This window comes from Caldibacillus sp. 210928-DFI.2.18 (assembly GCF_020554505.1).
GTDB classification, from domain to species: domain Bacteria; phylum Bacillota; class Bacilli; order Bacillales; family Caldibacillaceae; genus Caldifermentibacillus; species Caldifermentibacillus hisashii.
Genome location: NZ_JAJCHL010000167.1, coordinates 1 through 2,290, shown reverse-complemented (window position 1 = coordinate 2,290; position 2,290 = coordinate 1). Strand labels below are relative to the sequence as shown.

General features: G+C 30.2%; 3 protein-coding genes. 1 reads left to right on the top strand and 2 read right to left on the bottom strand.

The features are described 5' to 3' along the window. Positions 1-781: 781 nt before the first annotated feature. The gene (locus LIZ98_RS17270; RefSeq protein ID WP_227092690.1) at positions 782-943 is read left to right on the top strand and encodes a hypothetical protein; all 162 of its coding nucleotides are present in this window, start codon (positions 782-784) and stop codon (positions 941-943) included. 266 nt (positions 944-1,209) lie between these two features. Here LIZ98_RS17270 and LIZ98_RS17265 read toward each other — a convergent pair whose 3' ends face one another. Further along, on the bottom strand, positions 1,210-1,482 hold the full coding sequence (locus LIZ98_RS17265; protein ID WP_033026638.1) for a DUF3986 family protein: 273 nt from the start codon (positions 1,480-1,482) through the stop codon (positions 1,210-1,212). Between the two features lie 23 nt (positions 1,483-1,505). Next, complete coding sequence (locus tag LIZ98_RS17260; protein WP_227140378.1) at positions 1,506-2,144, bottom strand: hypothetical protein; 639 nt, start codon at positions 2,142-2,144, stop codon at positions 1,506-1,508. Between the last annotated feature and the right edge of the window lie 146 nt (positions 2,145-2,290).

The window sequence follows — 2,290 nt, the reverse complement described above, 5'->3', positions numbered from 1 at the left end:
CAACGGTTGATTTCTCAAATGACTTTCTGCATGTGATTCGTTCAGCAGCCCCTAAATAAATAATTTTACTTTTACCGAATAGTATAACAAATAAATTGGAGCGTACAGAAAGATAAAAATAAATAATCAGACCAATTGTAACATCCATCACTATTCTAAAAACTGATCCCCCACGACTTTTTTCATTGATAAAAAGCGATAAAATTGTATCAGTGGTCAAGACAGCCGTACTCATAATTATTGTGAAAGTTATTATTAATAAACATCTTCGAAATACAACCTTGAATCTATAACCGGAATAATACTTTATTCCCAATAAATTTATTATAATAGAAAAGAGATAACTAATTGCTGTAGATATTATTACTCCTTCTGCTTGATATACTTCTATTAAAGGGATATTTATAAATATTTTTAACAATATTCCTAGCGACAAACTTAAAATCGTTAACTTCTGTTTATTTATTCCTTGTAATATCGCAGCTGTAATAGAAAATAATCCTATTTCAATTGCTACGGGTGCATAAATATGTAAAATATCCTGACCATATTCATCAAAGCCAAAGAAAGCAGTATAAAAGGGTTGACATAGAATTGATAGTCCTATTGAGGCCGGGATGATCAGAAATAAAAAAATCTGTAATATTCTATTTAGTAATTTTTCGAACAGAATGAAATAATAGAGAAAATTATTAAAAATAGTCTCTGTTATTGTTGATTTCCTTGTTCAAAACGGGTAGGATAGTGAAAGTTCTATACTGTTGAATGGGAGGTGTTTTTGTTGTTAGAAGTTGAAAAAGTAAAAGAGAAGATTGCTCAATTAGATGAGTCGGAAGCGAAAAGTCTGTTAATGATTATATATGGAAGGCTTGATATTGCAATAAATGGAACTGGTGGAGATGAATTTATTAAAAAAACTATAATAGATTTATTTGATATATAAAAAACTGCCTGACTGATCCTTGTGAAAAGCTCTTCTCATTCGAAAGGGGCTTCTATTTATAATAAAAATAAAACGTTTGTTTTTTGTTGAAAACAATTTCTAAATTGTGCTTGCCTAAAGTGAGCTTCAAACTGTCGAACTCGGGGTAGAAGTTCTGTGTCCTTTTTGGGAAGAGACTATACGATTAGAATTGAAAAATGCCCCAAGTGTTTTTCATCACTTGGGGCATGGATTGAAGTTGCGTTAGCAAATTCGTTCCTTATTTCTTATATTATATTATTTGCTTTTAACCATTCTTCAAATAGCTTACTTCCGACTTCATAAGATAAATCATCTGCATCAACAGTAAAAATCTTGTAACCATATTTTTCATGGAAATCATACTTATCTAATATTTTTTTAACTAATGTAGTATCTTGTTCATTATCTAAAAAAACTACCCATTTATTTTCATTCTGAATTTTATATGCGACTGCTTCTAAATCAACATTGTTCTCATAATATCCTAAATGAAGATGCTGATTTGGATCAAATTTCACGTTTATTCACTCCCTATAATTGATTACCATATGAAGTGATGTTTTTTCATATTAGGAGCTACATGATAATGTAGATAAGGTCCTTTTCCGTCAATATAATGATAATCTAATCTAAAGATAGGCTGTTTAGTTTTTTTGTTACGAACCTGAATAATTCTTCCACCACTTGGTCCATCAATAACATAATTATCTAGATTTTTTAAGGCTTTTTCGATATGGGGCCTAGCTACAGACCAGCCTTTTTCCATTGCCTTTTTTCCAGCTTTACTAGTTAAAGCGCGTAAAGCTGCTGCAACTACAGGTACCCACTGAGCATTTACTTCATCTTGACTTAATTGAGCTTCTGCTTCTTGAATGGCAATAATTTCTTCCATTTCATTAAATACAGAATCACTTGTTAAAAACTCAAATTTTTCATCAAAATTATCAATATTAATATTTTCTAAATTAGTATTATAGTATTCGGATAATTGTTCTATGGTAGCTGGTGCAGCTTGCTCAGCAATTATTTCCACTTCATTATTTTCAAGATTTATAACTTCTTCATAGGTTGGTGTTTGTAACTCTTCTGAAAAAGTATCTTCGCTATTTTCTGTTACTGATATTTCTTTTACTGCTTCTTCTGCATATAAGACGGAAGGACTTACTGCTGTAAATACCATTACAATTGCAATCAAACTAGATAAAAAACTTTAAAGTTCAAGTTGTCTCGCCTCCTCAACTAAGTTAGTTAATTATAAATGATATGTAAATTATCACTAGTGTTGCATTAATTTAAATTAACTATTAAAAATACCCAAAATCTTCA